Origin of the sequence: Bacillus sp. N3378-2at, from assembly GCF_033412715.1 — a bacterium.
Taxonomy (GTDB): Bacteria; Bacillota; Bacilli; order Bacillales; family Bacillaceae; genus Bacillus; species Bacillus subtilis.
The window spans coordinates 1,847,725-1,866,474 of record NZ_CP117986.1; the positions used below are offsets into that span (position 1 = coordinate 1,847,725).

20 protein-coding genes are annotated in these 18,750 nt (G+C 44.8%); 6 read left to right on the forward strand and 14 right to left on the reverse strand.

Annotated elements, in window-relative coordinates; all coding sequences use genetic code 11:
• The first annotated feature begins 42 nt into the window (after positions 1-42).
• Positions 43-1,026: a metal-dependent hydrolase gene (locus tag PUN35_RS10190; protein WP_014476212.1), complete on the forward strand. Its 984-nt coding sequence runs from the start codon at positions 43-45 to the stop codon at positions 1,024-1,026.
• Here the strand turns inward: PUN35_RS10190 and PUN35_RS10195 are convergent.
• The 6 genes from PUN35_RS10195 to PUN35_RS10220 all read right to left on the reverse strand — a co-directional run bounded on the left by PUN35_RS10195 (position 1,019) and on the right by PUN35_RS10220 (position 7,092).
• Positions 1,019-3,604, reverse strand: coding sequence for a YfhO family protein (locus PUN35_RS10195; protein ID WP_014479221.1), 2,586 nt, complete (start codon positions 3,602-3,604; stop codon positions 1,019-1,021). The genes PUN35_RS10190 and PUN35_RS10195 overlap by 8 nt on opposite strands.
• A gap of 71 nt (positions 3,605-3,675) precedes the next feature.
• A complete protein-coding gene (locus PUN35_RS10200) occupies positions 3,676-4,665 on the reverse strand; it encodes a glycosyltransferase family 2 protein (protein ID WP_003244113.1) in 990 nt (329 codons plus the stop codon).
• 230 nt (positions 4,666-4,895) lie between these two features.
• Positions 4,896-5,756 (reverse strand): epoxide hydrolase EphM, encoded by an 861-nt coding sequence (ephM, locus tag PUN35_RS10205; protein WP_014479220.1) that lies wholly within the window; start codon positions 5,754-5,756, stop codon positions 4,896-4,898.
• Positions 5,743-6,075, reverse strand: a complete 333-nt coding sequence (spdL, locus tag PUN35_RS10210; RefSeq protein ID WP_014479219.1) for an SdpC immunity protein SpdL — start codon at positions 6,073-6,075, stop codon at positions 5,743-5,745. Before spdL ends, ephM begins: the two co-directional genes overlap by 14 nt.
• Positions 6,076-6,159: 84 nt before the next feature.
• Entirely contained in the window at positions 6,160-6,678 is a 519-nt protein-coding gene (locus PUN35_RS10215) for an SH3 domain-containing protein (RefSeq protein WP_014479218.1), read from the reverse strand.
• Positions 6,679-6,822: 144 nt separating this feature from the next.
• The gene (locus tag PUN35_RS10220) at positions 6,823-7,092 is read right to left on the reverse strand and encodes a YfhJ family protein (protein ID WP_003243789.1); all 270 of its coding nucleotides are present in this window, start codon (positions 7,090-7,092) and stop codon (positions 6,823-6,825) included.
• 124 nt (positions 7,093-7,216) lie between these two features.
• Here PUN35_RS10220 and PUN35_RS10225 point away from each other — a divergent pair, with 124 nt between their 5' ends.
• Positions 7,217-7,369, forward strand: a complete 153-nt coding sequence (locus PUN35_RS10225) for a small, acid-soluble spore protein K (RefSeq protein WP_003223241.1) — start codon at positions 7,217-7,219, stop codon at positions 7,367-7,369.
• Positions 7,370-7,400: 31 nt separating this feature from the next.
• On the opposite strand, the gene PUN35_RS10230 is transcribed toward PUN35_RS10225, so the two are convergent.
• The 3 genes from PUN35_RS10230 to recX all read right to left on the reverse strand — a co-directional run bounded on the left by PUN35_RS10230 (position 7,401) and on the right by recX (position 9,847).
• Positions 7,401-8,594 (reverse strand): MFS transporter, encoded by a 1,194-nt coding sequence (locus tag PUN35_RS10230; RefSeq protein WP_003243500.1) that lies wholly within the window; start codon positions 8,592-8,594, stop codon positions 7,401-7,403.
• A 142-nt stretch (positions 8,595-8,736) separates the two neighbouring features.
• Entirely contained in the window at positions 8,737-9,051 is a 315-nt protein-coding gene (locus PUN35_RS10235) for a YfhH family protein (protein WP_003244592.1), read from the reverse strand.
• A gap of 1 nt (position 9,052) precedes the next feature.
• Positions 9,053-9,847, reverse strand: coding sequence for a recombination regulator RecX (gene recX, locus PUN35_RS10240; RefSeq protein WP_014479217.1), 795 nt, complete (start codon positions 9,845-9,847; stop codon positions 9,053-9,055).
• An 88-nt stretch (positions 9,848-9,935) separates the two neighbouring features.
• On the opposite strand from recX, the gene PUN35_RS10245 reads away from it, so the two are divergent.
• The 3 genes from PUN35_RS10245 to PUN35_RS10255 all read left to right on the forward strand — a co-directional run bounded on the left by PUN35_RS10245 (position 9,936) and on the right by PUN35_RS10255 (position 11,269).
• The gene (locus PUN35_RS10245) at positions 9,936-10,847 is read left to right on the forward strand and encodes a TIGR01777 family oxidoreductase (RefSeq protein ID WP_014479216.1); all 912 of its coding nucleotides are present in this window, start codon (positions 9,936-9,938) and stop codon (positions 10,845-10,847) included.
• A gap of 54 nt (positions 10,848-10,901) precedes the next feature.
• Entirely contained in the window at positions 10,902-11,012 is a 111-nt protein-coding gene (locus PUN35_RS10250) for a YfhE family protein (protein ID WP_003223230.1), read from the forward strand.
• Positions 11,013-11,077: 65 nt separating this feature from the next.
• The gene (locus PUN35_RS10255; protein WP_014479215.1) at positions 11,078-11,269 is read left to right on the forward strand and encodes a YfhD family protein; all 192 of its coding nucleotides are present in this window, start codon (positions 11,078-11,080) and stop codon (positions 11,267-11,269) included.
• Positions 11,270-11,307: 38 nt separating this feature from the next.
• Here the strand turns inward: PUN35_RS10255 and PUN35_RS10260 are convergent, their stop codons facing one another.
• The 4 genes from PUN35_RS10260 to PUN35_RS10275 all read right to left on the reverse strand — a co-directional run bounded on the left by PUN35_RS10260 (position 11,308) and on the right by PUN35_RS10275 (position 15,005).
• Positions 11,308-11,892 carry a nitroreductase family protein gene (locus PUN35_RS10260; RefSeq protein ID WP_033881364.1) on the reverse strand — a complete coding sequence of 195 codons (585 nt, stop codon included), beginning with the start codon at positions 11,890-11,892 and terminating at the stop codon, positions 11,308-11,310.
• Positions 11,893-11,979: 87 nt separating this feature from the next.
• A complete protein-coding gene (locus tag PUN35_RS10265; RefSeq protein ID WP_014479213.1) occupies positions 11,980-12,861 on the reverse strand; it encodes a PhzF family phenazine biosynthesis isomerase in 882 nt (293 codons plus the stop codon).
• Positions 12,862-12,975: 114 nt separating this feature from the next.
• Positions 12,976-14,007: a FecCD family ABC transporter permease gene (locus PUN35_RS10270; RefSeq protein WP_003233568.1), complete on the reverse strand. Its 1,032-nt coding sequence runs from the start codon at positions 14,005-14,007 to the stop codon at positions 12,976-12,978.
• A complete protein-coding gene (locus tag PUN35_RS10275) occupies positions 14,004-15,005 on the reverse strand; it encodes a FecCD family ABC transporter permease (protein ID WP_003233570.1) in 1,002 nt (333 codons plus the stop codon). Before PUN35_RS10275 ends, PUN35_RS10270 begins: the two co-directional genes overlap by 4 nt.
• Positions 15,006-15,137: 132 nt before the next feature.
• On the opposite strand from PUN35_RS10275, the gene PUN35_RS10280 reads away from it, so the two are divergent.
• Entirely contained in the window at positions 15,138-16,115 is a 978-nt protein-coding gene (locus tag PUN35_RS10280) for an ABC transporter substrate-binding protein (RefSeq protein WP_014479212.1), read from the forward strand.
• 17 nt (positions 16,116-16,132) lie between these two features.
• On the opposite strand, the gene mprF is transcribed toward PUN35_RS10280, so the two are convergent.
• A complete protein-coding gene (mprF, locus tag PUN35_RS10285; RefSeq protein WP_014479211.1) occupies positions 16,133-18,703 on the reverse strand; it encodes a bifunctional lysylphosphatidylglycerol flippase/synthetase MprF in 2,571 nt (856 codons plus the stop codon).
• Positions 18,704-18,750: the final 47 nt, after the last annotated feature.

Here is an 18,750-nt window from a genome sequence, read left to right on the forward strand (position 1 = left end):
TACAAAGTGAATGTGCAGGATCACCCTGCAAGGAGGTCACCTATGGATACGGGCACACATGTCGTTATGGGCATCGCACTGGGCGGTATTGCGACGCTTGATCCTGTTGTCGGATCAGATCCGGCAATGGCTCACGCTGTTATGATCGCAACGCTTGCGGGCTCTCAGGCTCCGGATATTGATACTGTGTTAAAGCTTAAAAACAATGCTGTTTATATAAGGAATCACAGAGGATTTACCCATTCAATTCCCGCCGTTTTGTTTTGGTCTGTCATCATCCCGGCGATTCTGTATTTATTTTATCCTCAGGCCGATTTTCTGCACCTGTGGCTGTGGACACTGCTGGCAGTCGTTCTGCATGTCTTTGTTGATATATTCAACGCCTATGGAACACAAGCCATTCGTCCGTTTTCGAAAAAATGGGTTGCGCTCGGGCTGATTAATACGTTTGATCCGTTTATTTTTATCAGCCATCTGGCAGCTATCGCGATTTGGTATGCAGGCGGGAGTCCCGGCATCACGTTTCTCAGCTTATATATCATATTGGCAGGCTACTACTTGGTGCGCCTGATCATGCAGCTGAGAATTAAACGGAAGCTTCATGAGATGATTCATGATGAGATCGAAAGCATTATTATTTCTCCAACGATGAAATTCAGGCAATGGCGAATCGCAGTGACGACAGCACATGCTTTCTATGTAGGAAGAAGCATGGAAGGACATGTCGTGATTCTGGATACATTTAATCGGGTGCCTGTTCCTGAAACCGATGTAATGCATGCGGCAAAGCAGGATGATAACATCGCGGCGTTTCTGTCCTTTTCTCCGGTTTACCGGTGGGAAGTGGATACGTTTAAAGATCATTATGAGGTGAGATTTATCGACCTGCGTTATCGGAGCAAAGGCCATTATCCGTTTGTCGCAATTGTTCATATCGGCCATGATCTCACGATCCGTTCGTCCTATACGGGATGGATATTCAGCGAAGAAAAACTTCAGAAAAAATTAAAGCTCGGCTCTATATAGAGCCGGGCTTTTTACGTCTTATATAGAAAACAGCAAGCAGCAGACTGACGAGAGATATGATCGCCGATATTTTGAAGTATGGCGGATAGTAAGTCAGCTCAATGTGATTGTCTCCCTTTTGCGCCTTGAAGCCTATAAAAGCATAATCCGCTTTTTCGATCTTCTGTGTTTTTCCGTTGATCTTCAGCTCCCAGCCTTTTTCATATGGGATCGGAAGCATGATGTACTGGTCTTTTGACAGATGATAGGCAAAGGTCAGTCGATTTTTGTTCCAATTCAGTTTGTCTGCTTTCTCTGTTTTATTTTGCATTACAGCGTTTTTCAGCGTTTGGTAATTTTCTTCATAGAGCGCTATGTTTCTCAGCTCATAGGTTCCTTTCGGAAGATTGATTGAGATATGGCCTGATTTAGGCACTCTTACCGTTATATTATTTACTCCGGTTTTATATATCGATTTGTTCGATTTCCTTGTTGTGACATAATCATTTACCTTTAACGCAAATCCTCTGTCTTTTGCTTTGCTTTTCAAATAAAAGCTGACATAGTAGTCTCCCGGAGCGGATGATGGCTGTTTCGGGGTGATGATCAGCTCTCCTCCGTTTTCTCCAGTTACGGTTAGCAGCCCGTTTTGATACTGGGCTTGTTTTGCGGTAATGTCCGACTTGGTGATCAAATTGGACTGTTTTGGTGTCTGCTCCGTTTTTCCTGATGGATCTTTTAATATGATTCCTTTCAGCATCGCCTGTTCTTTCGCAAGAGCGGGCAATCGGTCCAGCTCACTTTCGCTGTATATGGCATCCGCTGTTTTAACGAATGGAAGCATGTACTGATTCTCATAAACTGCATAATGCTCTGTTTCTAAATGCTTTTTGAAGCCGTACGGGACGCTGGCTTCGTTTGTTTTTTCGGTCATATAATATTTGCCGTAAAGCAGGCTGTATAAATTCGCCCTGTCTCCCAATGACGCGTAACGGCTGACGCTTTCCCTGCCCATATCGATGCTTAAATCATTCCAATAGAAGGCCAGCAGATCTTTGTTTAAAATGCTGGAATACGCGCTGAAGCCATTAAATCCGTAAATGATTGGCGTATTATTGCGGACCCCGTTCATCCAATCGATTCTCATGAGCGGATCATCGTCTTCCTTCTGTAAACGTCTGATGAGCTCAGATGATTCCCGCCCTCTGTATTCCTCACTTGTAAGATATTCTTTTGTCACACTATCCAAATCGCCGCCTTCTGAGAGCGCGTATTTTTGATAGGAGTTGGCGACAAACAGCGAAGAAAGAATGATTATACCGTACACAGCCATTTTTGCCCGTTTTTTCGCAAAAGCTGCAGCAAACAAGGCTGCGATTGTCATGAGTAAGAGCAATAGAATACTTTCATTCGCAGGCTTCCATATATCGAGCTTATACCTTTGAATATGATACAAGTAAAGAAGCAGGACGACAGCTGCGGCCGGGAGCAGTTCTTTCCGTTTCAATTCAGACAGCTGTGACAAACCAGCCGCAGCTGCTCCCGCAATGGTAAAGGCCAGAATATATTCAAACCGGTTTTGCGGGGCGGAAAAACCGTTAAAGACGCTTGCCGCATACGGACTGAAATGAAACAGAATAAACAGCAGGCTCAACCCGGCAAAGAGACGAAACACACGGTTTTTGTAAAAAGAAATCATAAACAAAAACAGCAGAAAAGCGGCCGGCACAATGATGATCCGGCTCGAAAATAAGATATTATCATCGAAATTGAGCCACTCTATTTTCTGGCTGTATGGAGGGCGCAGGTTGTTTAAAAAACCGTATACTACCGGCACAAACGCCGCCGCACTGATGCCAAAAGAAATGAAGCCTGAAACGAGAAATAATCTGATTTGAATCCATCTTTTCTCTTCATGTGGTTCCAAACTAATCAGCCATCTGAACAGCACATAGATTCCGATGAATATAAGGTTTATGTATGCAAAGTAAAAATTGTTGATTAACGTCAGCGAACACGCAACGATAAACCACGCCGGACGCCGCTCTCTAATAATTTTTTCTGCGCCAAGCACAAGCAGCGGAAGCCAAACCATTGTATCGGTGAAAAATTCCCAATACGCTTCGTGACGGAAATAAATAATTGAGACGCCGTATAACACGGCTCCCGTGAACGATGCCGCCCTGTGCTTAATAAGATAATGAAAAACAGAAGCGGACGTAAAGATGATCAAGCTCAATTTAAAAATACTGATAAAAACAGCTGACTCAGCCCAAAAAAGCGTATCCGCTTCTCCGATCAGCTGGACGGCTTGAAGCATCCAAACAGCGGCGGATACAGCAAGAAAAAGAAAAGACGCAGAAAAATAATAGCCGAGCTGACTGAATGTGCCGCCGCCAAGTCCGAATGAATAATTGTAGAAAAAATTCCCGTGTGTATATTGGTCAAATAATAATTTTTTAAATACGATCATTTGCGCAAGCCCGTCACCCGGACCTGTCATATACCTGCCTTCCGCCCATTCTTTCACAAAAAAAGCGTGTGCCAGAACGGACACCAGCAAACTGGCCGCATAGATCATGATATGTTTTCTTTTCATATGAATTCTCCAGTCTTGCTTTTAAGATAATAGACACGCAAAAAAAGCACTGCCAATGGCGCTTGGTATTTTCAGTGCATTTTTGTCAGACGCCGCATGCTTTTTAATTCGTTCGTTTCAGGCAGGTCTTTGTTCGGGATATTCGCTTCTTTGATCAAATAATGCGGGCGTTTTTTTGTTTCATAATAGATTCGGCCGATATATTCACCTATAATTCCAAGGCTTAACAGCTGTACTCCGCCGAGAAATAACACTGCTGAGATAATGGTGAAATACCCAGGCACAGAAATACCGTTAGTCAGAATTTTAACGAATGTGGCAATGATATAAATGATGGAAAGCAGCAGGATGAAAATGCCTGTATAAAAACATAATCTCAGCGGCTTATGATTAAATGAAACGACGCCGTCCATGCCGTAATTAAACAGACTGCTGAACGACCATTTGGAGGTGCCGTTTTTTCGTTCGACATTTTCATAAAATACAATTTTCTGATCAAAGCCAATCCAGCAAAAAAGGCCTTTTGAGAAGCGGTTTCCTTCGCTCAGCTTCAAAAGTGCATTCACAGCTTGGCGGCTTAACAATCTGAAGTCACCGACACCGTCACGCAAATCGACTTCCACCGCTTTATTAATGAACTTGTAGTACATAGATGATAAGAGTGAGCGGACAAAGCTGTCCCCTTTTCTGTTCCTTTGGGCAATGACTTGGTCATACCCTTCTTCGTAGCCTTTGATAAATTCCTTCAGCAAATATGTCGGATGCTGCAGATCGGCATCCATTACAATAACCGCCTCGCCCTGAACATGCTCAAAGCCCGCCAAAATTGCGGCTTCTTTTCCAAAGTTTCGAGAAAAAGATATATATTTTACCCGGCTGCACGTCGCTGCCAAGTCTTTGATCTGCTGAAGCGTGTCATCAACACTTCCGTCGTTTATGAAGAATATTTCATAGTCATAATGAATGTTTTTAAATTCCTTTTTTAAAGATTCATGAATGAGTTTGACATTATACCCTTCATTGTAAGACGGGATAATAATCGAGATTAATCCTTGCTTCATTAAGGCACCTTCTTTTTTTATTCTTTTTAAGTATTGCCTTAGGGGAGTTTTACACAAATCTTCAGTAAGGCTATTCCTTTTTTTAAAGTCGTTTAAACCTGTTTTTTGTTACAATTTTATGGTGACATTCATGATTTTTAATGTTATTTTGTCATGTTTAAAACAGACTATGAAAAAAACGCACAGAAAAAGTCTGCCATTATGACAGACGGATGGAGAGAAATTTTGGCTTATTGGTTCTTAAGATATTCCAAAATCAGCTGATTGACGATGGCTGGCTTTTCGTGGTTAATCCAATGGGAAGCTTCATCAACAAAGATGAGATGTCCATTCGGGCAATGCCTTTCCGTCTCTTTCGCAAGCTTTCTGCTCAAAAAGCGGTCTTCCATTCCCCAGATCATTCGGTAAGGTACTGTTTCGTAAGAGGGTTTCTCTGCCAAGCTTCCTTTTCTGAGGGCTCTGTACCAGTTCAGCATAGCTGTCAGCGCGCCCGGCTGCTTCCACGCTTCTTTGTACCTGCTGACATCCTCGGATGTAAAAAGCGCGGGACGGTCGGATAATCCAATCGCTTTGTCTAATGTTTCATAATCATTTTCCCTTAGTGATGCCTCCGGTATATCGGGCAGCTGGAAGTATGCGATATACGAGCTTTTCAGCCATTGCGGCGGATAAAGCGGCGTTACGGTTTTCATGACGTGCGGGTGCGGGATATTGATCGCGATCAGTTTTTCAAGATATTCCGGGCGTGTGGAAGCCAAATGCCATGCGACAGCTCCTCCCCAGTCATGACCGATGACAATTGCTTTTTCATCAGTGAATTGCGTAATAAGCCCGATGATATCATCTCTTAATGTATCAATCCGATATGAATCAATTCCTTCCGGTTTGTCACTGAGATTGTAGCCCCGCTGATCAGGAGCAATGACCCGGTAACCCGCATCAACAAGCGGTTTGATTTGATTTTTCCAGCCGTACCAAAACTCAGGAAATCCATGGAGCAGGACAATTAACGGGCCGTCTTCCGGTCCTGCGGCTGCAACGTGGAGCGTGATTCCGTTCGTATTGACAAACTGGCATTTAACTCCGTCCACTTCTATCTCCTCCTTGACTGTGCGTCATGATTTTCAGCCTTTTCTCCGTCAGCATAAATGTTATAACACAGGCGGCAATCAGCAGGATAAGCTGAAGAATAAACAAGTTTGATCCCAGCAGCAAACCCATTCCCGCAATCACCAAGCCTGACAGGATCATTAATGATGCACTGTAACGGTTCGCTTCATTCCATAATCTTTGATCTGACATTGATCGTCTCGTTCTGTATCCGTACACACTGTTGATCGATTTGGGAGGAAACAGTTTGATCAGTATGCCCGCAATGATCATAAGCCCTCCGCCGACTAAATCCGTCATATCCTCATCTCCTTTCTCATTGTTACGTGCAGAAAGGAGAAATGTTTCATGCATAGGCAAAAAGACAAGCCTCGGCCTGCCTTTTTATCGCATTTGTAAATCCTTTGTGTGAATATAGCCTTTAACTCCGCCATAATCCACGAACGCCCAAGTGAAGTCAAATCCGCCGTTTTCACTGAATCCCCACCCAAGTATTGTCACCTCTGTTCCAGATGAGAGCTGTTTAGCTTTTCCATTTTCGGGCGTCGGTGCATAGAAGGCTGTCTGTTTCGTTGTTTTCGCTTGGCTTGCGGTTTTCATTAAAAAGTGAGTTGAAATATATGCTTTCTTTCCTTTGAAATGAATTTGAGCCCAATCGGCATTTACGAACCTATCGACTTTTACCTTTTGTTCTGATGATACAGTGCCGAGAATATCACCTTCATGATTTGGCTCAGTCCGGACATTCAGTTTTCCTGCTTTTATGATGTAAGTATCGGATGATGGCATGCTGACAGATATGTCGTGAAGGGGCGCAGCTTTTGCTGCGGGAGCGGAATGAAGTGCTGTCAAACCCAGTCCTGCGGCAGCTGTTAAAGCGAGCATTACTTGTTTCTTTTTCATATAAAGCTCCTCCTCGCATTTTGACAAGATATAAGTGGTATTCCCTGATTGACAGGCTGGTGAAACATGTTTTGTTTATGATTTCTTCCTTTTAAGGTAATTTTAAGAAAATGAAAAAACCTGCCGGTCGTTAACGGCAGGTTTTTAATGCAAAAGGCCTCTGCTTTGATTTAAGTAATCATTCACGTCGTTACGGGAGCTTTGAAAAAGGTGGAGCTGGCCGCCATAGTTTTCAATCCATTGTGTGACGATTTTTTCAGTCATTTTTTCACCTTGATAGGCGTGTCCGGCTTTTGCATAGGTTGCTTCGAAATCGCTCCATAACAATTCCACCCACGTTTTTGCCTGTATATAGCTGATCATCTCGTTCTTTTCCAGAAGCAGATTAGTCAGTTTCTCAATGTACATATTCATGTGTGCAGTCTCCTTTCTTCAGGAAAAAAATAACGCTTTATTACGTGGTGTTCTCCATATACTAACCTTACGTCTTCATCTGGAAAGACGCAACTTTTTGATCTCGAACCTAGGGGGATATGACATGGTCCGAAATAAAGAAAAAGGATTTCCTTACGAAAACGAAAACAAATTTCAGGGTGAACCGAGAGCAAAGGACGACTATGCTTCAAAGCGTGCTGACGGATCTATCAATCAGCATCCTCAAGAAAGAATGAGAGCCTCAGGCAAACGGTAAAGAAGAACAGCTGCATACACTGCAGCTGTTTTTACCCTTTATTGACTTGATATTCGTAGACGCTCTTCTTTTCTGATAAGTGTGCGAAGGTAGAAAGCACAAGTCCGCATGCAGTCATAAGCGCACCGCCTGCAAACAGCCAGGAATAAGAGCCTGTTCCGTTTAAAATCATTCCGCCGATCCATGCACCAAGGGCATTGGCAAGGTTAAATGCTGATACGCTGACAGCTGCGGCAATGGTTGTGCCGCCCTCAGATGAGGAAATGACCTTTGTTTGCAGAAGAGGCGGCGTGCCGAATGCGCATGCCCCGAATAGGAACGTTGCCACAATGGCTGCAGCCGGGTAAATGGCGATGTAAGGAAATACAGCCAGAACACCGATTAAACCGATCATTACGCCGATCATCGTCCGAGTCAGCAAAGGCAGCGGTACTTTTCCAGCAAAGAAATTCCCGGCAACGCCTCCCAATCCATACGCAAAGAGAGCACCTGTAATGCCAACCGTGCTGAATCCGGCTGAATGCCTTAAAATGGGTTCGATAAAGGTGTAGGCGATAAAGACACCGGAATAGCCTAAAATGGTAATCGCGAAGGAAAACAGCACTTGTTTGTGTTTAAAAACCCCCCACTCATTCATAAGCATTGGGATCACTTTTGGTTTTCTGTTCGGCACGGCAGCCATAAGGCCTAAAAATCCGATGACACCAAGAGCCGTAATGATGGAAAACACCGCTCTCCAATTCAGGACATCTCCGAGATAAGAGCCGAATGGAACACCAAGCATTAGAGCCACTGTCAGTCCGCCGTTCATTGAAGCAGCAGCTGCAGCACGCTTTTCCGGCGGAACCATTTCACTTGCGAATACCATGGCAATCGCGAAGAAAGCGCCGTGAATGGACGCAGATAAAATTCTTGAAATGGCCAATACCGCAAAATTCGGCGCCAGTGCGCTCATCAGGTTTGAAAGGATAAATATCGCCATAAGCCCAAGAAGCACAGGCTTTCTCGGAAGCTTGACGGAAATGATGGTGACGAGTGGCCCTGTCAAACAAACGCTTGCCGCATAAGCCGTGACAAGAAGCCCTGCGGATGAAACCTGTATATGAAAGTCATTGGCAATCGACGTCAAAATACCCATCACCGCGTATTCTGTATAGCCGATTGAAAATGTGCAAATCATAAGAACAAATATAATAAATTTTACAGATGGGTTTTTGATACTCAACGTCATCGCCTCCTTTGATTTTAAAAAACAACGAGTTTCATCTTAAAAGATTTTTCAAGTGAATTCAATGATTTTTTCTTTAAGAATTCGTGTAAATGTGCTGCAAACAAAAAGAGGCTGATCATCAGCCTCCTGTTACGCTTTATTCTTTTTCTTGCAATACTGAGATTGGCAGAGCTTCCTCTTGCTGGGGGGAAGAGGTCCTGTATCCCCATGCGAAAACGCCATTTAAATAACTGATGGTAAACTCGTCCTCAGTGTTTTCCACACGATATGTTTCTCCCGGTGAGTAATCTTCCGGGTTCAGCAAATATGCTTTTGCCATCGTAATTTTCCGTTCGAGCACTGCCAGTTCGTTTATGATTCCATGCTGTTCGGCTTTTCTTGCTTTTTCAGAAAGTAATGCGATTTCGGTATTGAGTTCGTGAGGTGTCATTTGACTGTATCGTTTCTCCATTTCAGTACTCCTCTTCCTGCAGTAATTGCTCGATTAAATCGAGTGAGAATCCTTTGCGGAATAAAAATTGTTTGACCTTAATGGCGCTTTCATATGAGCCGTCATAGCGGTATTTTCTAAACGCTTTTTCCGCGTGAAGGCGCAGCGCTTCTTTCTCCGTGTCTTCATCATTTTCATATTCAATCTGATCCATCGCCGCGCTGATAACATCAAATGAGAAGCCCTTGCGCTGAAGCTGCAGCTGGGCGCGCTGTTTGAATTCTTTCGTCGAAAGCTTTTTATCTTTTTTGAGAAGCTTTTCAACATGCTTGACCGCTTCTCTTGTCTGATCTTCAAAGGAAAAGGAACTTAGCGCCTCCTTAATTGTATCGTCATCAATTCCCTTCGCTCTTAGCTCTCTGAACAAAACATCAGGGCCTTTTCCGTTTGTTTTTTTGTGAGTGCTGACATAGGCTGCGGCAAATTCCTGGTCGTTTAAGTACTTGTAATCGTTAAGCCTATGGATGACTTCCGCAATGACGGGGGGCGAGGTTTCTTTTTTCTTTAAGTGGTCCTCGACCTCTTTCGTCGACCGCATTCGATAGGATAAAAAGTCAAGCGCACGGTTGAAGCCTTTCTTCACTTCATCGCCGTATTGAATCTCAATGATGTCAAGATCATCGAGTTCTTTTCCCTTCTTGAGCTCAAATTTCACGAGCACATCCGCGTCCACGCTGAAGGCGTATTTATCATCCAGAAAAATATTGAAGCGTTCCGTATTCTTTTTTTGCGTTGATATTTTTGTAATAAACGGCATCTTAATCTCCCTTCTCAGGCCTGAAACGCGTTTTCTTTTATTACAATGAGGTAAAGTATATTTATTAGAACGATGAGGAGAGATGTTCATGAATATCGCAATGACGGGCGGAACCGGTTTTCTCGGCCAGCATCTGACAGGCGTTCTTACCCGCCAGGGACACCATGTTTATATTTTATCAAGAAACGCAAGGGAAGCTGAACAAAAAAATATGACATATGTCCAATGGCTGTCGGAAGGAGCCGCACCGGAGCAGGAACTTCCTCATATTGATGTCTGGATAAACCTTGCGGGAAAATCGATTTTTGGCCGCTGGACGGAAAAAACGAAGCAGCACATTCTCTCCAGCCGTATCAATGCGACGCGTGAAGTGCAGCGGCTTATTCAGAAACAGAAGGAGAAGCCGCAGACACTGATCCAAGCCAGTGCCGTGGGTATTTACGGCACAAGCCTTGAGAAAACCTTTACAGAGGATTCTGCAACGTCAGATGAGGATTTTCTCAGCCATACTGCACACCTGTGGGAAAAGGAAGGACAGCATATTGAGGCGATGGGCATCAGGACGGTTTATGCGAGATTTGGCGTGATGCTTGGAGAAAAAGGCGCTCTCCCGCTCATGATTCTCCCCTATAAGTTTCTGGCCGGCGGAACGATCGGAACGGGAAGGCAGTGGCTGTCATGGATTCATGTCGAGGATGCGGCCCAGATGATCCGATATGCGGTGGAAAACGCCGGCATCTCAGGCCCAATGAATGTCACCGCGCCCAATCCTGTGGACATGAAGCAATTCGGAAAAACGATTGCACGGGTGAAGCACCGCCCGCACTGGCTCCCCGTCCCGGAATTCTTTTTATCAAAAGCATTGGGTGAAATGAGTCTTTTGATTGTGAAAGGACAGCGCGCTCTTCCGAAAAAAGCGATAACCTCTGGATTTCGTTTTACATATTCGGATCTTGAATTTGCACTCTCACAGCTCATAGCGGACCGAAAGACTGTATAAAAACAGCAGGATGCGTCAACCTTAAGAATAACATGGTTGAAGGAGGTCCTTTTTATGGAAAAAAAGAGGGAGAAGCACCAGCAAGGCGCCAACCTGAAGAAAATGCAGGAAGTTCTTTATTCAGGCGAATTTAAAAAAGCGGAAAAAGCTGCTAAGCGGAAGTAGGAATACATAGCCCCTTAAAACCAAATACTATATTTGTTTGATATCACTTTTAGGGGGAATTTGATATGGGCAGAAATCATATCCACAAAAACCGTGATAAAAACAAACAAAAGCTTCCACAAGTTCCTGATGCCTTAAAAAGGGAAACTGACGGCGTTTACGAAGAATATTCAAGCGAGCTTGCTGATGCAGATGACCGCGAAGCGCAAGAGCGTGCGAAAGCAGCCGACAACAGAGCGAAAAAGAAATCTCGTTAATGAAAAACCCCTTGTCTCCGTTTGAGACAAGGGTTTTTTTACATTTCAGTGAACCGGTCGCGGATCGGTGTGCGTTTTTTCACTTCCGGCGCCTCGTCAGGATAACCCGTTTGTATGATAGCGGCGAAACGCTCATTATCCTGCAAACCAAAGGCCTGATGGACTTCTTTGTCATAAAGGATTTTTCCGCTTTTCCAAACCATGCCGATTCCTTTTTCCCAAGCGAGAAGCTGAAGATTTTGAATCAACGAGCTTGTTGCCGCAAAATCGTCGTCCCGCGCTCTTTCGTTTTCATCTTCCCGAAACACGACGAGGAGAAATCCCGGAACGCGCCCAAGTGTGTTTTTGAAATTTTGAAGCTTTTCCTCTGTCATATCCGGCTTGGATTTCATAGAGAACGCTGCAAATGTATTGATGAGGTTCGCTTTACCTGTCTCACTGGAAACGTAAATAAATCTCCATGGCTCTGTCACTCTGTGATTTGGCGCATATTTTGCCGTTTCAAGCATGTCAAGAATGACTGCTGAAGGTACTGGCTCTTGTTTAAACTTTCGAATCGATCTTCTGCTGCGTATGATGTCCCGCAGTACTGAATGCTGATGTATTTGTTCGGTTTGAGGCATACCGTCTCACCTTCCTATGCAATTGAAAATGATTATCATTTCATAATAATAACGGAAAGTGCATCTTTTTGTAAACCATCATCCGTATTAGAATTTAAGAATACGGGTTTCTGAGTAAACGGCTGTTCCTGTCATGTTCACTTTCACATGGCCGCCGGCTTCGTTCATTTCGATCTCCACTTTTCCATCTTTTCCAATTTCCTGCCCTTGTTCAATGATAAATTTATGCTGCTCGGCATTGCCATAATGTTTCATATAAGCCCCCATCACGCCGGATGCTGTGCCGGTCACGGGGTCTTCAATCGTTCCCGAATACGGGGATGAAAAGTGGCGCCCGTGCAGGTCGCTGTCGGGATGGACGGTTTCAAAGGTAAACGGATGGACTGAAGCTTTTGGCAGATCAACTAACACTTCCGGAAATTGTTTGTTATCTGGCACCATTTTTTTGGAAGCCTCCAATGATTTAAGCGGAACGATGGCTGTCCATATCCCAGTGCTGCCAAACACAATCGGAAGGTCTTCATGAAAATCTTCATCGGTGATACCCAGTGCGTCCGCAAGTTTTTTCCGATCGCCTGTAAATGGTTTGAATTGCGGAGAGGCCTGTTCAAGCGTGATATGAATGCGGCCATCTTTTTCAGAAATCTTCACAGGCAGGATACCCGCTTTCGTTTGGATGCTGTACGTTTTACCGCTCTCCAGCATTCCTTTCTCACATAATGCGTAAAGAGAAGCAACTGTCGCATGACCGCACAAATTCATTTCGTGTCCAGGGGTAAAGTAACGGAGTTCAAGATCGGCCGACTCGCTTTTTCGGATAAAGGAGGTTTCTGAATACCCGGCACGTTCAGCTATGATCTGCATCTCGTCTTCCGTATAATCGTCTCCCTGCAAAACGACGCCTGCGGGGTTTCCTTTGCCGGGACTGCTTGTAAATGCTTCATATTTTAATACCTCTGCTTCTTTCATTCATCTGCCGCCCTTTCTTTATCAATGTCTCTGTCAGTATAGCAAAAATAATTACGAATCTTCAGTCATTATCAAAAAAACCCATTTTCTTTTTTAAGAAAATGGGTGTAACGATTAAGAATTTCTTGTTTTATAGAGCAAATAAATAAAATAAGGTGCGCCGATAGCCGCTGTAAAGACGCCGGCCGGCACTTCCACCGGAGCAAATAAGGTTCTGCCGACGATATCAGCTGTTAAAACGAGCAGAGCTCCAATAAGTGCCGACGCTGGGAGCAGCGCGCCATAAGATGAGCCGACAAGCCGTCTTGCAATATGGGGCGCCATCAGCCCGACAAAACCGATTGTGCCGGCAACTGAAACTGCACAACCAGTAAGAGCCGTACTCAAAAGTAGCAAGAAAAAACGATTTCGCTGCACAGCGCTTCCTGCACCCGCCGCAATATCTTCACCCAGCACCTGTATATTCATATTTTTTAGCGCGACAAAACAAATGAATAAGAGAATGACAGATAAGATAATAGCTATTTTTACATGCTGCCAGTTTGACCCATAAACTGACCCAGTGATATACACATTGGCTTGTGATGCCCGGTAAATCGGACCTTTGATCATCAACAGGGTAGTCATCGCCTGCGCCGACATTGAAAATCCGATTCCGATCAGCACCAGCCGAAATGTGGAGGCGCCATTTTTGTATGCCAGTAAATAGACGATGAGCCCGACAGCCGATGCGCCGATAAATGCGGCTGCTGGAAGCCATGACAGACTGATCGTAAGTGAACTGCTGCGGTCTGAGAAGAACATCATTAAAAGCACGACCGCTACCGCCGCTCCTCCTGTTATTCCGATAATATCCGGAGATGCGAGAGGGTTTCTGACGAGCCCCTGCAATATCGCGCCTGCCGCTGCCAAGCAGACACCGGCGCATAAAGCTGTCAAAATTCTTGGCATGCGGAACGACATGATCATCAGTTCATCCAGCTTGGAACCTGCACCAAAGAATGTTTTTGCTACATCCCAGGGAGGAATAAACCTTTGTCCGAGACCTGCGCTTATGATGAGTACAGCAGCTGTTAACCCCAGTAAAATTAAAAAGACGATCCATGCTTTCTTTTCAGCCGCAGTAACGCCAAAACGAAGTTTCATAGCTTCGCCCCCCTTCTTGCGATGTACACAAACACAGGCATTCCGATGATGGCGGTCATGACCCCGACAGGAACTTCCTGAGGCATAATGATATATCGCGCACCGATATCCGCGCAAACAAGCAAAATGGCACCCAAAACAGCGGAAAATGGCAGAACCCAGCGATAATCATTACCAACGACAAAGCGGGCAAAATGCGGAATAATGATGCCGATAAAAGAAATCGGCCCGGCAATGGCGACAGCGGACCCTGCAAGCATGACAACACAAAGCGCCATCACAAATTTCAGCAGGCCCGTTTTTTGGCCGAGTCCTTTTGCCACATCTTCTCCCATAACGAGGAGGTTAATTTTTTGGCCGAGAAAGAAGCAGATTACCAGCGCTGCCGCTGCATATGGAAACATCGTCATCAACAGATCCAGACTCCGGCCCTGCACAGAGCCAGTCAGCCAAAAAAGCACCTGGGCAAGCTCGAGTTCGTTGACAGAAAGCAAGCCTTGTGTCAGAGAAGAAAACATGGCTGCCATGGCAGCTCCCGCCAGCGTCAGTTTGATTGGCGTCAGTCCTTCTCTTCCAAGCGAGCCTGCTGCATAGACGATCGCAGCGGTAAATGCTGCCCCCAGAAACGAGCTCCATACTAATGCCTGAGGTGACTGAATATGCAGAAAAAACGATCCGGCAACAATAAAAAAACCTGCACCGGCGTTAATCCCGAAAATGCCCGGTGACGCAAGCGGATTTTTTGTAAGCGCCTGCATGAGGGCGCCCGCGGCTGCAAGCGAGGCGCCGACAACTGTGGCAACCAAAGCGCGCGGAAGCCTGACATCCTTGATGATGACATGCTCATTTGTTCCGTTGAAGGAAGTAAACGCCTGATAGACCTGTCTCCATGACGTACCTGTATAGCCGTACACGACGCTTGCGCAGACAGCCGCCAGTAAAATGAAAATCAGACATACTAACACAATCCATTTTGAAGATGCCTTTTTGCAGATCATGATCTAATATTCTCCTAGTTATTTACTATGTAATGTTTGTTTTTGAGAATAATCCTCAATTAGGGATTGACACTCTTAACACTGCTTATTATGATCTAAATGATAATGAATTTCAATATTGGGAGGAAAAAGATGAAAAAGCATATCAGCATGCTATTCGTATTTTTAATGGCCTTTATGGTACTTTCTGCCTGTAATAGTTCAGAAAGTTCAAGCAACAGCGAGGGGTCAAGCAGCAAAACAAGAACGGTCAAACATGCAATGGGGACATCAGACAACATTCCCGCCAATCCAAAACGGATTGTTGTTTTAACAAATGAAGGAACAGAGGCGCTCTTAGCGCTTGGCATTAAGCCGGTCGGAGCCGTAAAGTCATGGAAGGGCGACCCGTGGTATGACTATCTGAAAGATGACATGAAAGGTGTTAAAAACGTCGGTCTTGAAACGGAACCGAATGTGGAAGCCATCGCAGAATTAAAGCCTGATTTGATTATTGGAAACAAAGTGCGCCAGGAAAAAATTTATGATCAGTTAAATGCAATTGCGCCGACTGTTTTCGCTGAATCTTTGGCCGGGAACTGGAAGGATAACCTGACTCTATACGCCAACGCGGTGAATAAGGCGGACAAAGGCAAGGAAGTCATTGCCGATTTTGATAAACGCGTTTCTGATTTAAAAAACAAGCTGGGCGACCAGACAAACAAAACCGTTTCTGTCGTACGCTTTTTATCCGGTGAGTCAAGAATCTATTATACCGATTCATTCTCAGGGATTATTTTAGACCAGCTTGGCTTCAAACGCCCTGAAAAACAAGTGGAGCTGTTTAAGAAACAAAAGGACCAATTTACGTTCTCAACCGACAGTAAAGAATCTATTCCTGATATGGATGCTGATGTGCTGTTTTATTTCACTTATAAAGCCGATAATGCAAAGGAAAATGAAAAATGGGCCAATCAGTGGACAAGCAGTTCACTATGGAAAAACCTAAAGGCCGTGAAGTCAGGTAATGCACATGAAGTCGATGACGTCGTATGGACAACCGCAGGCGGAATTAAAGCCGCAAACTACCTGCTTGATGATATTGAAACCTACTTCTTAAAAACGAAATAAAAAAAGACTCCGTCTTATTAGACGGAGTCTTTTTTGCTTTTGCCAATCAGACGTGTAACGAGGAACATGGTGACAGAAAGAGATCTGTTTTTCCGATACGCTAAGTATTTCCCTCGCCACTCCGGTTTATATTTTTCTTTAAAGGCTCTTAGGCCGCTGAAACTGTACATGTATCTGACATTATTAAAAATGACAGCGGCAAACCTTTCGGACCAGAAGGATGTAAAGGCAGTGCCGACATTGGCCAAGGGTGCCATCCCCATATTAAATGACGTACAGCCCTCTTCCTTTGCCCATAAAAACATACGGATAAACAATGCGTCCATAATGCCATTTGGAGCGTCGCCGCGATAGCGCATCAGATCGACCGATATCTCTCCTTCCTGGTACATCGGCATGACATTTGCGAATGCAACGATCTCTCCTTCTGCATTTTTCATATAGGCGATCGGCGCTTTCTGTAAATAGGAAGGATCAAAAAATCCGAGCGAGAATCCCTTCTCTTTTTTCGAGCCGAGCCATTCGTCTGAGATTTGCTTCAGCTCCTCCAAAAACGCATCAGAAAATGGGGGATGATCCACACGGAAAGTATACTCCTCCCGCTCAAAGCGGTTATTGATTGCCCGAAGGCCGGCTTTTTTCTTCCCAGTCAAGGTAAATGTATTTAAATCTACATATGCTTCCTCGCCCAATTTAAAGAAGTTGTAGCCAAAATCGTGATACAGCGCCATGTCCTCTCGTTCAATTTGATAGAACAAAACACTGAATCCCTTCTGATGCGCTTCGTTCAGAAATTCTTCCAGCACGAGCGGGAATGATTCTCTTTGGCCAGACGGATCGCCGAGCACGACCAGCCTTCTGGCGATTTTCCCAAACAGAAGCAGTGCATTCCCATCGCTGGAAAAATAAAACCGCTTATCTCCAAGAAAACCGAGATGGCTCAGCGCGTTGCCGCCTTTTTCATTAAGAAACGCAGCAAGACGCTCAGGGTCAGCTTGCTCTCCGATCGGTTTCGTTCTCTTATGATAGACCACTGTAAATATCAAGAAGAACAGCGGCACAATGATGATCGCCATGATGGTTGCATGTGTAATATGCGAGGTGCTGTGGACGAAATATTCGTGACGCAGCACCTTCTTCATCCGGTCCCAAATAAAGCCCGCGATCAGATTGTAGTTAAAGAGCGCCACAGTAAACAGCGCCACAGCGAATATCAATTGTCCCAGTGTATAGGATGCCTGTTCGCGGACAAATTGTTTTTTCAATAGCACAAGCAATACGATAATCATCGGCAGTACGAATATCGCGCTGATGTTAAGCCCTTTTAAAAAGCTGAACACAAAGCCGCCGACAAGCGCTGTAATGGCCATCGTGTAGGAACGTTTTGTCCGTTTATAAAGCTCGATCGGCAAAATTAGCAGAATGAGTGCTGAGCTTAAGGACAGGCCGTTGAACAGCAAAAGCGCCGGGCGCGGAATGTGCGGTATAACCGTCAGCCTGTCAATCGGCAAGGAAACTGAGGCCAAGACAATCAGACCTGCTACGAACACAATAAGGGAAAGCGAGCCTTGCAAAATTCTCACTAATACCGCACGCTGAACAACAAGCAGAACGTTTGTCGTCTCAATTGCCGGTGCGATGCGCGGGTTCGTTTCGAGCCGCTTCATTGTATTTTCCGTCAGGTCGCCTGCGGCAAAGAACAGTCCCAAGATAAATGGGATAAATGAATAGGCGAGCCTGTACAACACAATAGAAGTAACGATGGCCTCCTGATGATAGCCAAGCTGCTCCATCCCCAGCAAAAATAAAAGGTCAAACGAGCCGAAGCCGCCCGGCACGAGGCTGATCATTCCTCCGATCGCCGCAATGACGAACACCCCGAACACATACCTGATATCTGCATGAATGCCCATAGCGAACAAAGCAAAATAGATGACGATCCCGGCCATGAGCCATTCAACAACTGAAGCTCCAATATATGCGAAAATCGGATTTTTCACTTTGTCCGCATTCTCTTCGTCCCCAGCTTTGCGGTCTTTTATTTTGGACACCGCCAAAGACAGCGGCAATATCAGCGCAAAACCGATAACGACCGCCCATAGCCAAGGCTTTTCATGAATCACTTCATCCACTGGCAGCACTCTCGCAGCGACGAAAATGCTGAAAACAGATAATCCGAGCAGCATAGATGATGTGAGCCAGGCGATTCCTTTCACGAGTGCCTTATGGTCTTTCGTATGCTCCTTATATAACATCATTCTTAACCCGACGCCGGCTAAACCGCCGAAGCCCAGCACATTATTAAATGAATTGGCGATCCAGGAAACCCTGAATACTTTTCCGTTTGTGATCGATAGGCGAAGTGAGTATTTCAGGACGTAATCATACAGCGACATGGCCGCAACAGCCAGCAAGCCGATCAACACAAGCATAAATAAGTCAGTTCGTTCCAGTCCGTTGATGACCATGAGCGTACGTTTGAATGACAGATTTGTCAGTTCTTTTTTCGATTGATAAATAACAAATAGCAAAACAGCAATAGGAAAAACGATTTTTAATATTGATAAAGCATTCTTTTTAATCAGCAATGGTCTCTCCAATCATATTCTAGTTCGATCCTCTCCCCCAATAATCT

What these genes read in the sequence shown, in the direction of transcription:
- PUN35_RS10250 (WP_003223230.1), top strand. Translation starts at nt 10,902, where the DNA reads ATGGAAAAAAAGAGGGAGAAGCACCAGCAAGGCGCCAACCTGAAGAAA.
- spdL (WP_014479219.1), bottom strand. Translation starts at nt 6,075, where the DNA reads ATGACGGATTTAGTCGGCGGAGGGCTTATGATCATTGCGGGCATACTG.
- PUN35_RS10280 (WP_014479212.1), top strand. Translation starts at nt 15,138, where the DNA reads ATGAAAAAGCATATCAGCATGCTATTCGTATTTTTAATGGCCTTTATG.
- PUN35_RS10255 (WP_014479215.1), top strand. Translation starts at nt 11,078, where the DNA reads ATGGGCAGAAATCATATCCACAAAAACCGTGATAAAAACAAACAAAAG.
- recX (WP_014479217.1), bottom strand. Translation starts at nt 9,847, where the DNA reads ATGCCGTTTATTACAAAAATATCAACGCAAAAAAAGAATACGGAACGC.
- PUN35_RS10215 (WP_014479218.1), bottom strand. Translation starts at nt 6,678, where the DNA reads ATGAAAAAGAAACAAGTAATGCTCGCTTTAACAGCTGCCGCAGGACTG.
- PUN35_RS10270 (WP_003233568.1), bottom strand. Translation starts at nt 14,007, where the DNA reads ATGAAACTTCGTTTTGGCGTTACTGCGGCTGAAAAGAAAGCATGGATC.
- PUN35_RS10245 (WP_014479216.1), top strand. Translation starts at nt 9,936, where the DNA reads ATGAATATCGCAATGACGGGCGGAACCGGTTTTCTCGGCCAGCATCTG.
- PUN35_RS10220 (WP_003243789.1), bottom strand. Translation starts at nt 7,092, where the DNA reads ATGAATATGTACATTGAGAAACTGACTAATCTGCTTCTGGAAAAGAAC.
- PUN35_RS10235 (WP_003244592.1), bottom strand. Translation starts at nt 9,051, where the DNA reads ATGGAGAAACGATACAGTCAAATGACACCTCACGAACTCAATACCGAA.
- PUN35_RS10225 (WP_003223241.1), top strand. Translation starts at nt 7,217, where the DNA reads ATGGTCCGAAATAAAGAAAAAGGATTTCCTTACGAAAACGAAAACAAA.
- PUN35_RS10195 (WP_014479221.1), bottom strand. Translation starts at nt 3,604, where the DNA reads ATGAAAAGAAAACATATCATGATCTATGCGGCCAGTTTGCTGGTGTCC.
- PUN35_RS10190 (WP_014476212.1), top strand. Translation starts at nt 43, where the DNA reads ATGGATACGGGCACACATGTCGTTATGGGCATCGCACTGGGCGGTATT.
- PUN35_RS10260 (WP_033881364.1), bottom strand. Translation starts at nt 11,892, where the DNA reads ATGCCTCAAACCGAACAAATACATCAGCATTCAGTACTGCGGGACATC.
- PUN35_RS10265 (WP_014479213.1), bottom strand. Translation starts at nt 12,861, where the DNA reads ATGAAAGAAGCAGAGGTATTAAAATATGAAGCATTTACAAGCAGTCCC.
- PUN35_RS10200 (WP_003244113.1), bottom strand. Translation starts at nt 4,665, where the DNA reads ATGAAGCAAGGATTAATCTCGATTATTATCCCGTCTTACAATGAAGGG.
- PUN35_RS10275 (WP_003233570.1), bottom strand. Translation starts at nt 15,005, where the DNA reads ATGATCTGCAAAAAGGCATCTTCAAAATGGATTGTGTTAGTATGTCTG.